A 17122-nucleotide genomic window follows, 5' to 3' on the forward strand; every position below is an offset into this window, starting at 1 on the left:
GTGACCGAGACCAACACCGACATCGAGATCTCCCGCAGGCGGCTGCTGGGCACCGTCGGAGCGGCCGGCGCCGCCGGCCTCGCCCTGGGCGGGACCGCCGGCGCCCTGGCCCATTCCGCACTGGCCGACGGCTCCGGCAGCGGCGGCGCGGCCGGCTCCGCCGGCGCGCTGGCCTCGCTCGGCAGCACCGAGGTCCCCTTCCACGGCACCCGCCAGGCCGGGATCACCACCCCGATGCAGGCCAAGGGGCACCTCCTGGCCTTCGACCTGGCCCCCGGGGCGGGCCGCAAGGAGGCCGCGGCCCTGCTGCGCCGTTGGTCCGAGACCGCCCGCCGGCTGATGGCGGGCGAGCCGGCGCCGAACGCCGACACCGGTATCGCCCTGGACGCGGGGCCCTGCTCTCTGAGCGTCACCTTCGGGTTCGGCCACTCCTTCTTCGACCGCACCGCGCTCACCGACCGCAGGCCTACCGCGCTCGACCCGCTGCCCGACTTCTCCGCCGACCGGCTCGACCCGCGCCGCAGCAACGGGGATCTGTGGATCCAGATCGGCGCGAACGACGGCCTCGTCGCCTTCCACGCCCTGCGCTCCCTGCAGAAGGACGCCGGGGACGCCGCCCGGGTCCGCTGGCAGATGAACGGCTTCAACCGGTCCCCCGGGGCCACCGGCAGCCCGATGACCGCCCGCAACCTGATGGGCCAGGTCGACGGCACCGGCAACCCGAAGCCGGCCGAGCCCGACTTCGACAAACGGATCTTCGTACCCGAGGCCGGACCCGGCCCGGCCGGGCACGCCTGGATGGCCGGCGGTTCGTACGCCGTCGTACGCCGCATCCGGATGCTCCTCGACGACTGGGAGAAGCAGCCCCCGGCGGAGCAGGAACGTGTCATCGGCCGCCGGAAGGCCGACGGGTCCCCGCTCACCGGCGGCACCGAGACCACCGAGCCGGACCTGGACAAGCGGGGTGCCGACGGCAAGCCGGTGATCCCCTCCAACGCGCACGCCCGGATCTCCGCCCCCGAGCAGAACGGCGGGGCGGCGATGCTCCGGCGGCCGTTCTCCTACCACGACGGGATCGGCCCGGACGGTGCCCCGGACGCCGGTCTGCTCTTCGTCTGCTGGCAGGCCGACCCGCTGCGGGGCTTCGTACCGGTGCAGCGCAAGCTCGACCGGGGCGACGCGCTGTCCGCGTTCATCGTGCACGAGGCCAGCGGCCTGTTCGCGGTCCCCGGCGGTCCGGGTCCCGGGGAGTACGTCGGGCAGCGTCTGCTCGAAGGGTGAACGCCGCCCCGGCGGACGGCCCCCCGGCATTAGGCTGATCGCATGTCGGCCACCCGCTTCACCTATCTCGGACCCGAGGGCACCTTCACCGAGGCCGCCCTGCGCACCCTGCCGGAAGCCGCCACCCGGGAGCTCGTGCCCATGGTGTCGGTGCCGGCCGCCCTGGACGCCGTACGCAACGGGGAAGCCGCGGCGGCGCTGGTACCGATCGAGAACTCGGTGGAGGGCGGGGTCACCGCGACCCTGGACGAGCTGGCCTCCGGCGAGCCGCTGATGATCTACCGCGAGGTGCTGCTGCCGATCTCCTTCGCGCTGCTCGTGCGGCCGGGCACCAAGCTGTCGGACGTCAAGACGGTCACCGGGCACCCGGTGGCTCAGCCTCAGGTGCGGAACTGGCTGCGGGCCAACCTCCCGGACGCCCTGTGGGAGTCGGCCGCCTCCAACGCGGACGGCGCGCGGCTGGTCCAGGAGGGCCGGTACGACGCGGCCTTCGCGGGGGAGTTCGCCGCGGCCACCTACGGGCTGGAGCCGCTGGTCACCGAGATCCACGACGCGCAGAACGCCGAGACCCGCTTCGTGCTGGTCGGGCGGCCTGCCCGGCCGGCTGCCCCGACGGGCGCGGACAAGACCTCGGTGGTGCTGTGGATGCACGACGACCACCCGGGCGCGCTGCTGGAGCTGCTCCAGGAGTTCGCGGTCCGCGGGGTGAACCTGATGCTGATCCAGTCGCGGCCGACCGGCGAGGGCATCGGCAACTACTGCTTCGCGGTGGACGCCGAGGGCCACGTCTCCGACCGGCGGATGGGCGAGGCGCTGATGGGGCTGAGGCGGACCTGTCCGCAGATCCGTTTCCTGGGCTCCTACCCGCGCGCGGGTGTCGCACAGAGTGACGTGGGCGCGACCCGGCCCGGAACGGCGGATTCGGACTTCACGGCCGCCTCGGACTGGCTGACCCGCTGCCTCGACGGCCGTCCGTAGCCGGCCAAGTTATCCACCGGGTTGTCCACAGAGTTATCCACAGGGCACCGGGGAGACCTGTGGACTAGTCGACACTTGGGGACGGCAAGGTCGACAAATCGGTCGGGGCGCCCGGGTTTCGCATGAGCGAGCGGAAGGTGAACGGCGTCACCCCTGTATCACCGATCAACTCTTTGGGGCGAGTCATTCCCACCCGAATGAGTGTGTGAGGGCGGTTTGAACCCCGAATCCCTTGCCGCTGGTCACATCCACCAAAGATCTCGAATCCTGTCCACAGACACGGAGCGCAGCCTGTGGAAAAGATGCGGCCCTCCTTCATTCCTGTGGACAAGTCGGCTGCTCAGGCCGTGGACCTGGCGTTGGCGATGTGCCCCGTTTCAGGGAATGCGGGTGCTTTTATTGACCTCTTCGGACTGTTCGGATCCGGCCACACGGCAACAGTTTTCCATTCTCGGCAATTGGGACATAGCGACACGCAGCGTGATATCGGTGTGATCCGAGGAAGCCCCGACCGGTAGCCTGGAGGGGTGATTGACCTTCGGCTGCTCCGTGAAGACCCTGACCGTGTCCGCGCCTCGCAGCGCGCCCGTGGAGAGGACGTCGGCCTCGTCGACTCCCTGCTCTCCGCCGACGAGCGCCGCCGGTCCGCGGGCGTGCGCTTCGACGAGCTGCGCAACGAGCAGAAGTCCCTGGGCAAGCTGATCCCCAAGGCCACTCCGGACGAGCGCGCCGAGCTGCTGAAGAGGGCCGAGCAGCTCAAGGCCGACGTGAAGGCCGCCGAGGCCGAACAGAACGAGGCGGACGACGCCGCCCGCGCCCTGCTGCTGCAGCTCGGCAACATCGTCCACCCGGACGTGCCGGTCGGCGGCGAGGACGACTTCGCGGTCCTGGAGACCCACGGCACCATCCGTGACTTCGCCGCGGAGGGCTTCGAGCCCAAGGACCACCTGGAGCTCGGCGAGGCCCTCGGCGCCATCGACGTCGAGCGCGGCGCGAAGGTCTCCGGCTCGCGCTTCTACTACCTGACCGGTGTCGGCGCCCTGCTCGAACTGGCGCTGGTCAACGCCGCCATCGCGCAGGCCACCGAAGCCGGCTTCATCCCGATGCTCACCCCGGCCCTGGTGCGCCCGCGCGCCATGGAGGGCACCGGCTTCCTCGGTCAGGCCGCGGAGAACGTCTACCACCTGGAGAAGGACGACTTCTACCTGGTCGGCACCTCCGAGGTCCCGCTCGCCGCGTACCACATGGACGAGATCATCGAGGCCGACAAGCTGCCGCTGCGGTACGCCGGCTTCTCCCCGTGCTTCCGCCGCGAGGCCGGCACGTACGGCAAGGACACCCGCGGCATCTTCCGCGTCCACCAGTTCGACAAGGTCGAGATGTTCTCGTACGTCGCCCCGGAGGACGCCCAGGCCGAACACCAGCGCCTGCTGGACTGGGAGAAGCAGTGGCTGAACTCCCTGGAGCTGCCGTTCCAGGTGATCGACGTGGCCACCGGTGACCTGGGCTCCTCCGCCTCCCGCAAGTTCGACTGCGAGGCGTGGATCCCGACCCAGGGCAAGTACCGAGAGCTGACCTCCGCCTCCAACTGTGACGGCTTCCAGGCCCGCCGCCTGTCGGTCCGCGTCCGCGAGGGCAAGAAGATCCAGCCGCTGTCCACCCTGAACGGCACCCTGTGCGCCGTCCCGCGCACCATCGTGGCGATCCTGGAGAACCACCAGCAGGCCGATGGCTCCGTGCGGGTGCCCGAGGTCCTCCGGCCCTACCTGGGCGGCCGGGAGCTGCTGGAGCCGGTCACCAAGTGAGCTTCCCGTACCGCCTGATCGCGACGGACCTCGACGGCACCCTGCTGCGGGCCGACGAGTCGATCTCCGAGCGGACGCGCGAGGCGCTCGCCGCGGCCACCGCGGCGGGTGCCGCGCACATCGTGGTCACCGGCCGTGCGGTCCCCTGGACCCGTCACATCCTCGACGACCTGGGCTACCAGGGGCTGGCGGTGTGCGGGCAGGGAGCGCAGGTCTACCACGCGGGAGAGCACCGGCTGCTCACCTCGGTGACCCTGGACCGGCAGCTCGCCGGACTGGCGCTGGCCAAGATCGAGGCGGAGCTCGGACCGGTGCGCCTGGCCGCGAGCCGGGACGGCCTCGACGGCGACGTGCTGGTCGGTCCGGGCTACCGGGTGCAGGAGGGGCCGCTGCCGTACGTGTTCCTGGAGGACACGGCGGAGCTGTGGGCGGCCCCGCTCACCAAGCTCTACGTCCAGCACGGCGAGCTGGACGACGACACCCTGGCCACGAAGGCGAGGGCGGTCGTCGGGGCGCTGGTCGACGTGGTCGTGGCCGGTCCGAACATAGTGGAGATCCTTCCGCTGGGGCTGAGCAAGGCCACCGGGCTCTCGCTGGCGGCACGCCGCCTGGGCGTGAAGAAGACCGAGACCATCGCCTTTGGCGACATGCCGAACGACATCCCCATGTTCGGCTGGGCGGCCCACGGTGTGGCCATGGCCAACGCCCACCGCGAGCTGAAGGCCGTCGCCGACGAGGTGACGACCTCCAACGAGGAGGACGGCATCGCGGTGGTGCTGGAGCGCCTGCTGGGCGCCGCGTAGCAGAAGTCCGGGAAGGTCCGGGACGGCCCGCGCCGTGAGGCGCGCTCGAAGTGGCTGCCCCGGACCTCCGTGTTGCTCCCCGCGAGATCCACTGTGCCCCTGCGGGTGCCCCCGTACCAGCGAATTTCCGCGCCTCAGCCATGCGCCCGGCGGCGGCGCCGGTAGGCGACGGTGAGGATGCCCAGCAGGGGACCCCACAGCAGCAGGGGCGCATAGGTCAGCGCGAAGACCCAGCCGAAGAACCCGGTGGGCGCGTCGGGATTCGCGCCGTTGGTGTCGTTCCACACCCACGCCCCCAGGAACGTGATGCCGGTGACCGCGAGGGCACCGAGCGCGGCGGGGACCAGGGCCACCGCCGGGTGGATCCGGCGTCCGCCCGGTCCGGGCACCCAGCGGGGCACCTGCTCGCCCCAGCGCTGGACCAGGCCGAGACTCAGCAGGCCCGCGGCTTCCTGGAGGGCACACACGAACAGCAGGACCAGGGACGCCCGGCCCGGGTAGTACGAGTGGTGCAGGTCGCTGCCCGGACCCCAGCCCATGGAGACGCCCGCCGCGATCAGCAGCCGCCACACACAGCTGGGCAGCACGGTCAGCGAGGCGAGCACGGCGATCCGGTGGAGCCGGCGGGAGACACCGGGCACGATGTCCGTGGCGCGTGTGGAGGGGATCGTGGTCATCAGCCAAGTCCTTGTCCCGAGGCAACGGTTGATGGATCCAAGCCTCGTTCGGGCGCCGCGCCGGAACCATCCGCCGATGAGCAGGTCCCGGGCGCCGGCGCTCTGCCGATCGGCAGATGGCCCGGCCCGGCCACCCCTCGTAGGGTCGGTCGGGTGATCCCGAAACCGCACGCCGTGTACGCGTCTTCGCTGGCCCTGGGCTCCGTCGTGCTGCTGATCGCCTGCGTGCTGGGGGCGCCCGCCGGGGCGACGCTGCTGGGAGTCCTGGTGCTGCTCCCGCTCCAGGCGCTCTCGGCCCGCTGGTCCCCCGGACCATGGGCCTGGACCGCCTGCCTCCTGGGCGGGGTGGCGTCGGCGTACTGGCCGGTGTCCCTGATCGGGGACGGGGGGTGGCTGGAGCTGTCCGGGGCGGCCCTGTTCTGGGCACTGCCGGCGGCGGGAGCGGCCGGGGCCGGATGGCACCTGCGGCGTCAGGCGGGGCGCGCCCGGCGGGCGGTGCACGAGGCCCGGCGCGAGCAGCAGCTGGAACTCGCGCGCGATCTGCATGACTTCGTCGCACACGACGTGAGCGCGATCGTGGTCCAGGCGCAGGCGGCGCGGTTCGTGGCGGAGCAGGACCCGGCGCTGGCGCTGGCGGCCCTGGAGCGGATCGAGAAGGCGGGGCTGAACGCGCTGGCCACGATGGACCGGACGGTGCACGCGCTGCGGGTGGCGGGCGGCGGCCCGACCGCCCCCACTCCGGGACTGGCCGAACTCCCGGCGCTGGTCGAGCGGTTCGAGGGCGGGGTGCTGAAAGCCGAGCCGGGGGCGCTGGCCGGGTTGTCGCGGGAGGCGGACACCACCGCGTACCGGGTGGCGGTGGAGGCGCTGACGAACGTACGGCGGCACGCGCCGGGCGCCGCGGCGGTCACGGTGACGGTCAGGCGGGACGGGAACGGGATCGAGCTGAGCGTGGCCAACGTGCAGGGCGTCCGGGGCGGTCGGGGCCGGTGGGCGCGGCGCTGGGGCGGTGGCACCGGGCTGGAAGGGTTGCGGGGCCGGGTCGAGGCGGCGGAGGGAACGCTCACGGCCGGTCCGGTGGCCGGGGGCGGCTGGCTGGTCCGGGCGGTTTTCCCGACGGCGGCGGGGTCCCAGGGGTGATCATGGCTGGGTGACGACGCGCATTCTGATAGCCGACGACCAGGCGGACGTCCGCAGCGGATTCCGGCTGATCCTCGATTCGCAGCCGGACATGACGGTGGTGGGGGAGGCGGAGGACGGGGAGCGCGCGGTGGCGCTGGCCCGGGAGCTCAGGCCGGACGTGGTGCTGGCCGACATCCGGATGCCGAAGCTCGACGGGCTGGAGGTGACCCGGCTGCTGGCCCCCGACACCCGGGTGGTCGTGGTGACCACCTTCGACCACGACGAGTACGTGCACACGGCGCTGCGGAACGGGGCCTGCGGGTTCCTGCTGAAGCGGTCGGGGCCGACCCTGTTGATCGAGGGCGTACGGGCGGCCGTGCAGGGGGACACGCTGATCAGCCCGCAGATCACGGTGCGGCTGCTGGGCTCGCTGGCCGAGCGGCCCACGGCACCGGCGGACCGGGCGGCTCCCGCTCACCCGCTGACCGGGCGCGAGTTGGAGATCGTCCGGCTGGTGGCACGCGGGCTGACGAACGCGGAGATCGGCACGGAACTGTTCATCAGCGCGGGCACGGCCAAGACGCACATCGCGAACGTGCAGGCGAAGTTGGGCGTGCGGAACCGGGTGGGGATCGCCTCGTGGGCGTGGGAGCACGGGGTGGTGAAGGCCGAGCGGTGACTGACAGCAGGTCGGCAGCGGTGTTTCTCCACCGGCTGCCGCCGGGGCCGCCGGGGGTACCCCGGTGAAGCATCTGCCTATGTTTCACGTGAAACACAGGCAGATGTTTCACGTGAAACGGGGTTCCGGGTGAGGGGCCAGGCGAGCAGGCCGACGGACAGGGCGATGGCGTGCCCGAGGTCCGTGAAGGTGGCGCCGGTGAGCAGCGGGATGCCGAAGAAGGCGACGGCGCCGATCAGGTAGGGCCATCGCCAGGGGTGCGGGAGCCGGTAGGTGAGCACCCCGACGGACGCGGCGAGTCCGTAACTGACGCCGATGTCGACCACGTGGGCCATGCTGCGCGGGGCCCGGTGGTGCTCGATGGCCGCCAGGACCAGCCGCTGGCTGATCAGGGTGGCGACCACATGGGCGGTCGCGACGATCGCGATCCAGCGCCCACTGCCCAGCCAGCGCTCGACCGGCGCGTGGAAGAACTCGAAGAGGACGGCGTAGAGGGCGAGGGAGGCCGGGTTCTCGATCCAGAACGCGCTGCCGATCAGCGCCCGGACGGGGTACTGGACGAGTTCGTGGAGGTTGCTGCTGTTGCGGTGCAGGAGCACGTGGTCGATCCGGTCGGGGGCGATGACCACGACCAGGCTGGTGACGGCGATGACCAGCAGCCAGATGTGCGTACCGGGCGAGGAGCGGATCCAGGACCGGATCGGCCTGGAGGGCTCCGGACCGGGGGGCGGCATCATGATCCGATCATGACGCGCGAAGCGGTGTCCCGCCCGGATTGTGGTCCGGGTGGGGCACCGCTTCGGCCGGCGGCGGGCGCCGGGGCTACTCCTCCCCGGCGAGGGTGAGGCGGCGCAGTTTCTGGCCGGCGTAGACGGTGGCTCCGACGGTGACGCCCGCGAGCAGGAGCGAGGCCGTGGGCAGGCCGACTGCCGAGTCCACGTAGCCCGGTCCGGCGACCTTCTCGGCCAGGGACAGCGCCCACTGCTGGACGCTCAGGGTCTTGGCGCCGTCGACCAGGCTGCCGAAGAGGGACTCCCAGATCAGGGCGTAGACCAGGCCGAACACCACCGCGTGCCGACTGATGGTGCCCAACAGCAGGAACAGGGCGCTGTAGGCGACGGAGGCGACGAGGGCGGCGACGGTGTACGCCACGGCGATCTGCTGGCCGTTCCCGTTGAGGATGAAGCCGGCGATCAGGGTGGGGATCGCGGAGAAGGCCATCGTCACGGCGATCGCGACGATCAGCTTGGTCATGATGATCGTCGGGCGCTTCACCGGCTTGGCGAGCAGGTAGACGATCGAGCCGTCGTCGATCTCGGGGCCGATCGCGCCGGTGCCGGCGATGACACCGATCAGCGGGACCATGGTGGCCAGGGCGAACCCGCCGAGCAGGTCGGCGGCGACCTTGTCGTCCACGCCCGTGAGGGCGCGTACGGCGGCGGCGATGACGAGGAGCAGGGCCGGGAGCGCGAAGAGGATCAGCGCGCGGCGGCGGCCGAGGAGGGCCCGGTAGGTGAGCCGGGCGACGGTGGGGTTATACATCGGTGCCAGCTCCTTCTAGGCCGCTACGAGGTAGGAGAAGACCGACTCGAGGGACTCGTCGGACGGGGACACCGTCAGCAGCCGGATGCCGTGTTCGCGGGCGACACGGGGCAGCAGTTCGGTGAACCGTCCGAAGTCGACCGCCTGGATGCGCAGGGCGCCTTCCTTGTGGTCGACCTCGATGCCGGCGGTGGAGGGGTCGGCGATGAGGGCCGCGGCCAGTGCCCGGTCGTCGGAGGAGCGGACCAGGTAGCGGTGCGGGCGGTCGGTCATCAGCCGGCGGATCTTGCGGAAGTCGCCGGAGGCCGCGTGCCGACCCGCGACGATCACCTCGATGTGGGACGCGAGCTGCTCGACCTCCTCCAGGATGTGGGAGGAGAACAGCACGGTGCGGCCCTCGGCGCCCATCCGCCGCAGCAGGTCCATCAGCTGCATGCGCTGCCGCGGGTCCATGCCGTTGAACGGCTCGTCCAGCAGGAGCACGGACGGGTCGTGGACCAGGGCGGAGGCCATCTTGACGCGCTGGCGCATGCCCTTGGAGTACGTCGCGATCTTGCGGTCCTGGGCGTACTCCATCTCGACGGTGGCCAGCGCCCGCCGGGCGGCGGCGTCGTCGAGTCCGTGGAGTTCGGCGTTGGCGACGACGAACTCGCGGCCGGTGAGGAAGTCGTACATGGCCTCGCGCTCGGGCACGACTCCGATGTGCTTGTAGATGCTCTCGTTGCGCCAGATCGGGGTGCCGTCGAGGGTGACGGTGCCGGTCGAGGGGGCCAGGAAGCCGCCCATCATGTTGATGAGGGTGGACTTGCCGGCGCCGTTGGGGCCGAGGAGGCCGGTGACGCCGGGACCGATGCGCATGGTCACGTCGTTGACGGCGACGACGTTCCCGAACCAGCGGGAGGTGTGGTCGATGTCGATGGTTGTCACAGCCCGGCCTTCCGGTAGCGGGCCATCAGCGCGGCGTAGCAGCCGGCGATGAGGCCGAGGATCACCAGCAGATAGACGACGCCCATGCCGGCCGAGGGGCCCTCGCCGCCGGGGAAGGCGGAGGTGGCGCCGAGGAAGGCGGTCTGGAAGCCGTCGATCAGGGTGATCGGGGAGAACAGGCCCATCCACTCGATGGCCCCGCTGTTGCCGGTCTCCGTGGCCACCGCCTGGATGGTGGAGACGGCGCCGAAGGGGATGAGCAGCAGCGCGATGACGGCGGCCACGCCGAAGCCGCGGCGCGGGGTGAGCGCGGCCATCACCAGGCCGAGGCCCGCGAACAGTACGGAGAGCACCAGTACCGACACCAGTCCCTGCCCGAATCCCTTGGTCTGGTCGCCGAAGTCGAACTTCGCCAGCAGCGAGCCGATGTACATGATCACCAGTGGTGTGGCGGTGAGGACGAACAGCGCGCTGGCCATCGCGGCGTACTTGGCGAGGACGTAGTCGACGCGTTCGATGGGCCGCGAGAAGTACAGCGGCACGGTCTTGAAGCGCAGGTCCCGGGAGACCGACTGCGGGGCCTGGGAGGCCAGGTAGAGCCCGATGACGACCTGGGTGGTCAGCGCGTACGTCGTGTACTTGATCGGCAGGTCGGTGGAGCCCGGGACGGCGATGGCCACGGCGACGATGATCAGCGCGGGGACGCACATCACCGCGAAGAGCAGCATCGGCAGGACCTTGGACTTGGCGGAGCGGCCCAGTCCGTAGGCGCCGCGCAGGGACTGCGAGTAGAGGGACTTGCGGGCGTACGCGCGGCCGAGGCGGGGGCCCTCGTAGGAGCGGTAGCCGATGTTGTGGATCTGGGTGGAGCTGTCAGCGGCCATCGGAACCGGCTCCCTTCAGTACGTGCTGCTGGGTGGGCTCGCGGAAGACCTCCGCGATGTGGTGGCGGCGCTGCTCCATGCGGACCAGGCCCAGGCCGAGCGCGGCGACGGTGTCGCGGACGATGTCGTACGTCTGCTCGCCCGTGGCCTCGACCAGGAGGATGTGGCCGGCGCCGGGCAGGCCCTGCTCCTCGCCGGCGTGGGGCACGATGCCCGCCGCGGTGAGCGCCTCGCGCAGGGCGGCCGTGCCGTCGGGGTGGGTGTCGGAGTCGGTGACCTCGACCGCCAGGGTGGTGGTGATCTGCGTGAAGTCGCTGGTGGAGCTGGAGCGCAGCAGCGTGCCGCCGTCGACGACGACCACGTGGTCGCAGGTCCGTTCGAGTTCGCCCAGGAGGTGCGAGGTGACCAGGACGGAGATGCCGAAGTCGGTGTACACGCGGCGGATCAGGCCGAGCATCTCGTCGCGGCCGACCGGGTCCAGTCCGTTGGTGGGCTCGTCCAGGAGCACCAGTTGGGGATCGTGGACCAGGGCCTGGGCGAGTTTGACCCGCTGCTTCATGCCGGTGGAGTAGCCGCCGATAGGGCGGTAGCGCTCCTCGTAGAGGCCGACGTGGCGCAGGGTGTCGGCGGTCCGCTCGCGGGCGGCGGCCGGCGGCAGGCCGGACATGCGGGCCATGTGCACGACGAACTCGGTGGCCGAGACGTCGGGCGGCAGGCAGTCGTGTTCGGGCATGTAGCCGACGCGTTCCCGGATGGCGCTGCCGTGTGTGGCGACGTCGAGTCCGAGTACGGCGGCACGGCCCTCGGTGGCGGGGGACAGTCCCAGCAGGATCTTGATCAGCGTGGACTTGCCGGCTCCGTTGGCGCCCACGAGGCCGGTTACGCCGGGCCCGATGTCCAGGGAGAGCCGGTCGAGGGCGGTCACTCGGGGGTACCGCTTGCTCAGGCTTTCGGTCGCGATGACAGTCACGGCTCCGACGGTAGTGGTGCGGCCGGTTCCGGTCGTCAGACCTGGAGCGGGACCACGTCTCCGCCTTCAGGACTACATGCCCGTACGGGAGGCTGACGCGGGGTGGCTCCGGGGAGCGGTCTTGGGGCCGGACCGGCACGGGTCCGTGCACAGCCCTTGACGTGATCTCCAGGCATTGTCACATTCATCAGTGTCAACTTACGGACGCGTACGGCCAGGGGACGGACGGTAGTCATGGCAGGGGACGATCTTCGCGGGTTCAGGGAAGTGCAGCGGCTCGCCTATGCGTGCGCCGAGGCGGTGGCGGCCCAGCTCAAGGCCGGGGTCACCGAGCGGGAGGCCGCGCGGATGCAGCGCGACTGGCTGCGCGAACGGGGGGTGCGGGACTGGTTCCACCTGCCCTTCGCCTGGTTCGGGGACCGCACGGCGTTCGTGAACTTCCGGATACCGCTCCAGTTCTTTCCCACCAACCGCCGGCTGGAGCCGGGCATGCCGTTCATCCTGGACGCGGCCCCGGTCCTGGGCGGGTACGCGGCGGACATCGGCTACTCGGGCAGCCTGGGGCTCAACCCGGTGCAGGACCGGCTGATGGACGACCTGCGGGCGCACCGGGAGCTGATCCTCGCCGAGGTCCGCGAGCGGCGGACGCTGCGCGAGATCTACGAGGACGTCGACCGGCTGATGGTCCGGCAGGGGTACGCCAACCGGCACCGGGCCTATCCGTTCGGGGTGATCGCGCACAAGGTGGGGCGGGTCAGGGAGCGCCGCTGGTCACCGACCGCGTTCGGGTTCGGCACCCAGTCGCTGAAGGGGCTGGCGAGCGACGTCCTGCACGGGCACCGCGACGGCTGGTCCCCGCTGTGGAGCCCCTACAAATTCTCCGACCACCCACCGCAGCCCGGCCTGTGGGCGGTGGAGCCCCACCTGGGGTTCCGGGGCACCGGGGCGAAGTTCGAGGAGCTCCTGGTCGTGACCGACTCCAGGGATCCCGAGGAGAGCGCCTTCTGGCTGGACGACGATCTGCCGCACGTGCGGCGCTGGGCCGAGACCGAGGAGAAGGTGGCATGAGCGGGACGGGGCGTGCGGAGGCACGCGAGCGCCGGGTGAGCACGGGCGGGATCGAGCTGTGCGTCGTCGAGCTCGGTGACCCGGAGCGGCCGACCGTGCTGCTGGTGCACGGCTACCCGGACAGCAAGGAGGTCTGGTCGGAGGTGGCCGAGCGGCTGGCGGAGCGGTTCCACGTGGTGCTCTACGACGTGCGGGGGCACGGCCGGTCCACGGCCCCGCAGCCACTGCGCGGCGGGTTCACGCTGGAGAAGCTCACCGATGACTTCCTGGCCGTCGCGGACGCGGTGAGCCCGGACCGGCCGGTGCACCTGGTGGGGCACGACTGGGGGTCTGTCCAGGGCTGGGAGTTCGCCACGGTCAAGCGGACCGAGGGGCGGATCGCCTCGTTCACCTCGATGTCCGGGCCCTCACTGGACCACTTCGGTCACTGGATCAAGAAGCGGCTGGCCCGGCCCACCCCGCGGCGGGCGGCGCAGCTGCTCGGCCAGGGCGCCAAGTCCTGGTACGTGTACATGCTGCACACCCCGGTCCTGCCGGAGCTGGCCTGGCGGGGGCCGCTCGGCAAGCGGTGGCCCAAGCTCCTCGAACGGACCGAGGGGGTCCCGTCCGGCAGCTACCCGACGGCCTCGCTGCCCTCGGACGCGGCGCACGGCGCCTGGCTCTACCGGGACAACGTCCGGGCCCGGATGCGCCGGCCCCGCACGGACGCGTACGCCCACGTGCCCGTCCAGCTGATCACTCCGACCGAGGACGCGTTCCTCTCCGAGCGGCTCTACGACGAGCTGGAGCTGTGGGCACCGGAGCTGGTGCGCCGTACCCTGCCGGCCAAGCACTGGATCCCGCGGACCCGGCCCGACCAGCTGGCCGCGTGGATCACCGAGTTCGTCACCGCGCGGGAGGACACACCCGGCCCGGCCCCGGAGCAGCGGGCGCCCGGCCGGTACGCCGACCGGTTCGGCGGGCAGCTGGTACTGGTGACCGGAGCCGCCAGCGGCATCGGCCGGGCCACCGCCTTCGCGTTCGCCGAGGCCGGCGCCCGGGTGGTGGCGGTCGACCGGGACGCGGAAGGGGCCGCGCGGACGGCCGACATGGCCCGGCTGATCGGGGCGCCCGCCGCCTGGGGCGAATGCGCGGACGTCAGTGACGAGCAGGCGATGGAGAAGCTGGCGGCGAAGGTCGCCGCCGAGTACGGGATCGTCGACGTCCTGGTCAACAACGCGGGGATCGGCCTGTCCGGGAGCTTCCTCGACACCAGCTCGGAGGACTGGAAGAAGGTCCTGGACGTCAATCTGTGGGGCGTCATCCACGGCTGCCGGATCTTCGGCCGCCAGATGGCCGACCGCGGACAGGGCGGGCACATCGTCAACACCGCCTCGGCCGCCGCCTATCTGCCGTCCAGGACTCTGCCGGCCTATTCGACCTCGAAGGCGGCGGTGCTGATGCTGTCCGAGTGCCTGCGGGCGGAGCTCGCCTCGCGGTCGATCGGGGTGTCGGCGATCTGCCCCGGCATCGTCAACACCAACATCACCTCCACCGCCCGGTTCGCCGGGGTGGACGAGGCCGAGGAGAAGCGCCGGCAGCAGCGTTCGGCCCGGATGTACGGGCTGCGCAACTTCCCGCCGGAGAAGGTGGCCGACGCGATCCTCGACGCGGTGGTCCACAACCGGGCGGTCGTTCCGGTGACCCCCGAGTCCAAGGGCGCGCTGTTCATGTCGAGGTACACCCCGCGGCTGCTGCGCCGGCTGGCCAGGGTGGAGCCGAAGCTGTGAGCGGGCCCCGGGCCGGGGTTGGCCGTCCGGTGCGCAGAGAGCACGGCACGGCCATACCCGGCTCCCTCCGGCGGTCGTACCATCCCTCGCAGGCCATGGCGTAGGGAGCGGGGATTGTCCGAACAGGTGGTAGCCGAGTACCGGATCGAGGATCTGGCGCACCACAGCGGTGCGACGGTCCGCACCATCCGTGCGTACCAGGACCGCGGGCTGCTGCCGAAGCCGGAGCGGCGGGGCCGTTCCAACGTGTACCGGGACACGCACCTGGCGCGGCTGCGGCAGATCGCCGATCTGCTGGACCGCGGCTACACCCTGGCCTCCATCAAGGAACTGCTGGAGGCCTGGGACGCCGGGCGCGGTTTGGGCGGGGTGCTGGGGCTGGTGGCCGAGGTGCACGGTCCGTGGACGGACGAGGAGGCGGCCCGGATATCCCGGGACGAGCTGAACGAGCGGTTCGGCGGCTTCCCCGACGACCGGGCGGTGGACGAGGCGTGCGAGCTGGGCGTGCTGGAGCGGGTCCCCGGGTCACCCGAGGAGTTCCTGGTGCCCTCTCCGCAGGAGCTCGCGGTGGCCGCCGAGCTGCACGCGGCGGGGGTGCCGCTGGCCGCGATCACGGGTCACTTGCGGGAGCTGCGGGGTCAGGTGGAGCACATCGCCTCGCGGTTCCTGGAGTTCACCACGGAGCACGTGTTCGCCCGGTACCTTGGCCAGCTTCCGCCTTCGGACGCGGACGCCGCGGAAGCGGCGACCCTGGTGCGCCGGCTGCGGCCGCTCGCACAGCAGACGGTCGACGCGGAACTGGCACGTGCGATGCGGCTGTTCGCGACGCGCCATCTGCAGCGGCATCTGGGTGCGGCGGGCCCGCCGCACCCGGCCGGGCCGACTCCGGTGGCGTTGCCCGCCGAGACGGTGCGGGCGGTCGCCGGGCTGGTCGGCCCCGAGCATGTGGCGGCGTTCGTCCGGGCCGCGACCGAGCGGGAGCTCCAGGCCAGGACGATGAACGATCTGGCGCGGCGGGGAGGCGGCTGAGGTCGTCCACAGGGCGGATCACTCCTTTGGGCGCATTTCCCGCCGAATCGGCTGTGGACAAGTCACCCAAGCTGTGGACGGCTCAACTAACCGTCTCGTACACCTGATTGAGCCGGGTCTTCTTGGCGCGGCCGGTGGCCCCGGGGCGGCGGCCGTAGAGGACGGTGGCGAGGAAGAGTCCGAGGATGCCGCCGAGCAGCTGCGCGACCACGAAGCCGGGCAGGGACGCGGGGGCGATGCCGGTGAACGAGTCGGTGAAGGCGCGTCCGACCGTGGCGGAGGGGTTCGCGAAGGAACCCGAGGAGGTGAACCAGATCGCGGCCGCGATGTAGAGGGCGACGGCGGCGGGGATGAACCGGCCGCGGCCGAGGCGGTCCAGACCCTGGATGAGCAGGACCAGTCCGGCGGTGGCGACGATCTCGCCGATCAGCAGGTGTCCGCCGTCGCGGACCTGGGTGGCGAGGGCGCCGGGGGTGCGGCCGAACATGGTCTCGGCGACCACGGCGCCGCCGATCGCGCCGGCGGTCTGGGCGGCGGTGTAGAGCAGGGCCTCACGGCCGGTGAGGCCGCTCTGGTCGCCGGTGCGCCGGCCCCACCACGAGGTGAGGGTCACCACGGGGTTGAAGTGGGCGCCGGAGAGCGGGCCGATCAGGGTGATGAGCAGGCCGAGCCCGATCGCGGAGGCGGCGGAGTTGGCGATCAGGGACACGGCGCCGTCGGCGCTCAGGGCGTCCGCCTGGATGCCGGATCCGATGATCACGATGAGCAGGGCTGCGGTACCGATCGATTCGGCGGCCACCCGGCGCGCGAGTGAGGCGGGGGCAGAGGTCATGGGGTCTCCCTCGGGGCAGACGCGTGCAGGCGTCGGTCAGACTCGGACCGACGCCGCAGGATGTGATTACGGAAAATGTATTCCGTACCCCGGAAGTGCGATAGAGGGGGTCCACACGTGGCCAAGGGCCGAAAATCCCTGCCCGGACCGCCTCCGACCAGGCACTCTGTGGCCATGGACGAGAAACGCACTGTGAAAGTATCCAAATACGTCTCGAAACATTTGCGGCATCAGCCGGAACGCATCGGACTGGTGCTCGACCCCCAGGGCTGGGTGGAAATCGACGATCTTCTGAGCGCCGCCGCGAACCACGGTTTCCACTTCACCCGCGCCGAACTCGATCATGTCGTGGCCTCGAACGACAAACAGCGTTTCGCGGTGGAGGGCACCCGGATCCGCGCCAATCAGGGCCATACCGTGACCGGGGTCGACCTCCGCCTCCCGGAAGCCGAACCGCCCGCCTTCCTGTACCACGGGACCGTGCCCGCCGCCCTGGACGCCATCCGCGACCAGGGGCTCCGCCCAATGCGCCGCCACCACGTCCACCTCTCCCCCGACCGGGAGACCGCCACCCGGGTCGGCGCCCGCCGCGGCCGGCCCGTCGTCCTGGTCGTCGACGCCGCCGCCATGCGCGCCGCCGGGCACGTCTTCCGGGTCAGCGCCAACGGGGTGTGGCTGGTCGACGCGGTGCCCCCCGAGTTCCTGCGCATGCCCGCGCAGCGCCGCTGAAGTCCCCTCTTCTCAGCGGCCGTTCGG

At 71.5% G+C, this 17122-nt stretch carries 17 protein-coding genes; 10 read left to right on the forward strand and 7 right to left on the reverse strand.

Annotated elements, in window-relative coordinates:
- The 4 genes from efeB (at position 1) to AC067U_RS09595 (ending at position 4867) form a co-directional block, all read left to right on the forward strand.
- Positions 1-1281 carry an iron uptake transporter deferrochelatase/peroxidase subunit gene (efeB, locus tag AC067U_RS09580; RefSeq protein WP_478829083.1) on the forward strand — a complete coding sequence of 427 codons (1281 nt, stop codon included), beginning with the start codon at positions 1-3 and terminating at the stop codon, positions 1279-1281.
- 42 nt (positions 1282-1323) lie between these two features.
- A complete protein-coding gene (pheA, locus tag AC067U_RS09585) occupies positions 1324-2259 on the forward strand; it encodes a prephenate dehydratase (protein ID WP_478829084.1) in 936 nt (311 codons plus the stop codon).
- A 527-nt stretch (positions 2260-2786) separates the two neighbouring features.
- Positions 2787-4064, forward strand: coding sequence for a serine--tRNA ligase (gene serS / locus AC067U_RS09590; protein ID WP_478829085.1), 1278 nt, complete (start codon positions 2787-2789; stop codon positions 4062-4064).
- Complete coding sequence (locus AC067U_RS09595) at positions 4061-4867, forward strand: HAD family hydrolase (RefSeq protein ID WP_478829086.1); 807 nt, start codon at positions 4061-4063, stop codon at positions 4865-4867. The genes serS and AC067U_RS09595 overlap by 4 nt, the downstream gene beginning before the upstream one ends.
- A gap of 134 nt (positions 4868-5001) precedes the next feature.
- Here the strand turns inward: AC067U_RS09595 and AC067U_RS09600 are convergent, their stop codons facing one another.
- Positions 5002-5544 carry a hypothetical protein gene (locus AC067U_RS09600; protein ID WP_478829087.1) on the reverse strand — a complete coding sequence of 181 codons (543 nt, stop codon included), beginning with the start codon at positions 5542-5544 and terminating at the stop codon, positions 5002-5004.
- A gap of 153 nt (positions 5545-5697) precedes the next feature.
- Here AC067U_RS09600 and AC067U_RS09605 point away from each other — a divergent pair, with 153 nt between their 5' ends.
- Positions 5698-6684, forward strand: a complete 987-nt coding sequence (locus AC067U_RS09605) for a sensor histidine kinase (protein ID WP_478829088.1) — start codon at positions 5698-5700, stop codon at positions 6682-6684.
- A gap of 10 nt (positions 6685-6694) precedes the next feature.
- Positions 6695-7345 carry a response regulator gene (locus AC067U_RS09610; protein WP_478829089.1) on the forward strand — a complete coding sequence of 217 codons (651 nt, stop codon included), beginning with the start codon at positions 6695-6697 and terminating at the stop codon, positions 7343-7345.
- Positions 7346-7422: 77 nt separating this feature from the next.
- Here AC067U_RS09610 and AC067U_RS09615 read toward each other — a convergent pair whose 3' ends face one another.
- From AC067U_RS09615 to AC067U_RS09635, 5 genes are all read right to left on the reverse strand, one after another.
- The gene (locus tag AC067U_RS09615) at positions 7423-8082 is read right to left on the reverse strand and encodes a rhomboid-like protein (protein WP_478829090.1); all 660 of its coding nucleotides are present in this window, start codon (positions 8080-8082) and stop codon (positions 7423-7425) included.
- 85 nt (positions 8083-8167) lie between these two features.
- Positions 8168-8887, reverse strand: coding sequence for an ABC transporter permease (locus AC067U_RS09620; RefSeq protein WP_478829091.1), 720 nt, complete (start codon positions 8885-8887; stop codon positions 8168-8170).
- A 15-nt stretch (positions 8888-8902) separates the two neighbouring features.
- Positions 8903-9814 (reverse strand): ABC transporter ATP-binding protein, encoded by a 912-nt coding sequence (locus tag AC067U_RS09625; protein WP_478829092.1) that lies wholly within the window; start codon positions 9812-9814, stop codon positions 8903-8905.
- Positions 9811-10698, reverse strand: coding sequence for an ABC transporter permease (locus AC067U_RS09630; protein WP_478829093.1), 888 nt, complete (start codon positions 10696-10698; stop codon positions 9811-9813). The genes AC067U_RS09625 and AC067U_RS09630 overlap by 4 nt, the downstream gene beginning before the upstream one ends.
- On the reverse strand, positions 10688-11668 hold the full coding sequence (locus AC067U_RS09635; RefSeq protein ID WP_478829094.1) for an ABC transporter ATP-binding protein: 981 nt from the start codon (positions 11666-11668) through the stop codon (positions 10688-10690). Before AC067U_RS09635 ends, AC067U_RS09630 begins: the two co-directional genes overlap by 11 nt.
- 234 nt (positions 11669-11902) lie before the next feature.
- On the opposite strand from AC067U_RS09635, the gene AC067U_RS09640 reads away from it, so the two are divergent.
- The 3 genes from AC067U_RS09640 (at position 11903) to AC067U_RS09650 (ending at position 15534) form a co-directional block, all read left to right on the forward strand.
- Positions 11903-12736 (forward strand): M24 family metallopeptidase, encoded by an 834-nt coding sequence (locus tag AC067U_RS09640; RefSeq protein WP_478829095.1) that lies wholly within the window; start codon positions 11903-11905, stop codon positions 12734-12736.
- Positions 12733-14505, forward strand: a complete 1773-nt coding sequence (locus AC067U_RS09645; protein ID WP_478829096.1) for an SDR family oxidoreductase — start codon at positions 12733-12735, stop codon at positions 14503-14505. The genes AC067U_RS09640 and AC067U_RS09645 overlap by 4 nt, the downstream gene beginning before the upstream one ends.
- Positions 14506-14619: 114 nt before the next feature.
- Positions 14620-15534 (forward strand): MerR family transcriptional regulator, encoded by a 915-nt coding sequence (locus tag AC067U_RS09650; protein ID WP_478829097.1) that lies wholly within the window; start codon positions 14620-14622, stop codon positions 15532-15534.
- A gap of 82 nt (positions 15535-15616) precedes the next feature.
- Here the strand turns inward: AC067U_RS09650 and AC067U_RS09655 are convergent, their stop codons facing one another.
- Positions 15617-16366: an aquaporin gene (locus tag AC067U_RS09655; RefSeq protein WP_478829098.1), complete on the reverse strand. Its 750-nt coding sequence runs from the start codon at positions 16364-16366 to the stop codon at positions 15617-15619.
- A gap of 174 nt (positions 16367-16540) precedes the next feature.
- Here AC067U_RS09655 and AC067U_RS09660 point away from each other — a divergent pair, with 174 nt between their 5' ends.
- Complete coding sequence (locus AC067U_RS09660) at positions 16541-17095, forward strand: RNA 2'-phosphotransferase (RefSeq protein ID WP_478829099.1); 555 nt, start codon at positions 16541-16543, stop codon at positions 17093-17095.
- The last annotated feature ends 27 nt before the right edge of the window (positions 17096-17122 follow it).

Source organism: Streptomyces sp. NPDC043853, from assembly GCF_056436025.1.

Excerpts from the sequence above, each read along its gene's own strand:
- AC067U_RS09620 (WP_478829091.1), bottom strand. The coding sequence starts at position 8,887 with ATGTATAACCCCACCGTCGCCCGGCTCACCTACCGGGCCCTCCTCGGC.
- AC067U_RS09640 (WP_478829095.1), top strand. The coding sequence starts at position 11,903 with ATGGCAGGGGACGATCTTCGCGGGTTCAGGGAAGTGCAGCGGCTCGCC.
- AC067U_RS09630 (WP_478829093.1), bottom strand. The coding sequence starts at position 10,698 with ATGGCCGCTGACAGCTCCACCCAGATCCACAACATCGGCTACCGCTCC.
- AC067U_RS09645 (WP_478829096.1), top strand. The coding sequence starts at position 12,733 with ATGAGCGGGACGGGGCGTGCGGAGGCACGCGAGCGCCGGGTGAGCACG.
- AC067U_RS09615 (WP_478829090.1), bottom strand. The coding sequence starts at position 8,082 with ATGATGCCGCCCCCCGGTCCGGAGCCCTCCAGGCCGATCCGGTCCTGG.
- pheA (WP_478829084.1), top strand. The coding sequence starts at position 1,324 with ATGTCGGCCACCCGCTTCACCTATCTCGGACCCGAGGGCACCTTCACC.
- AC067U_RS09655 (WP_478829098.1), bottom strand. The coding sequence starts at position 16,366 with ATGACCTCTGCCCCCGCCTCACTCGCGCGCCGGGTGGCCGCCGAATCG.
- AC067U_RS09600 (WP_478829087.1), bottom strand. The coding sequence starts at position 5,544 with ATGACCACGATCCCCTCCACACGCGCCACGGACATCGTGCCCGGTGTC.
- AC067U_RS09660 (WP_478829099.1), top strand. The coding sequence starts at position 16,541 with ATGGACGAGAAACGCACTGTGAAAGTATCCAAATACGTCTCGAAACAT.